Raw genomic sequence first — 438 nt, 5'->3', positions numbered from 1 at the left:
GAACAAATTCGACACGATCGATGTTATAAGAGCGAACAAGCGTATGAACACCGTACTGCCTTCCCAAACGTTCTACGCCGATACTGATGAGAAGAAAGCGCCTTTCGCACGCGGATTCAACGATCAGGGAGGCATGACGAACGCCTCCGACGGCAGCGATCTCAGCACGATCGGGGCTAAGAAAGCCGCTTTTGAAGGTTCTAAACCGGATCGCCATATTTTCACGATGGATGGCAAAGGTCAATTCCTTACTGCCGATGCTATTAAAGAAAACGAGGATCGCGGTCAAGATGCCCTTAATCGCGGCCATTCCCAGCAAGAGAGATTTCACCATTCCAGCTTTAATGCAGGCGAAGCGGTAGCTGGGGCGGGAGAGATGCAGGTTCGGGACGGACAAGTCGAGCTCGTATCCGACACGAGCGGACATTACAGGCCCGG

1 protein-coding gene is annotated in these 438 nt (G+C 52.7%); it reads left to right on the top strand.

What is annotated here, in order from left to right; translation table 11 throughout:
- Positions 1 to 133: 133 nt before the first annotated feature.
- Positions 134 to 438 (top strand): hypothetical protein (locus QYG89_RS17170; RefSeq protein ID WP_404319422.1); only part of this gene is annotated, 305 nt, incomplete at its 3' end.

It is taken from the genome of Bacillus lumedeiriae (genome assembly GCF_044891285.1).
In the GTDB taxonomy this organism is placed as follows: Bacteria; Bacillota; Bacilli; order Bacillales; family Domibacillaceae; genus Pseudobacillus; species Pseudobacillus lumedeiriae.
The sequence above is the reverse complement of the archived record's forward strand: the minus strand, read 5'-3'. Positions and strand labels throughout refer to the sequence as shown.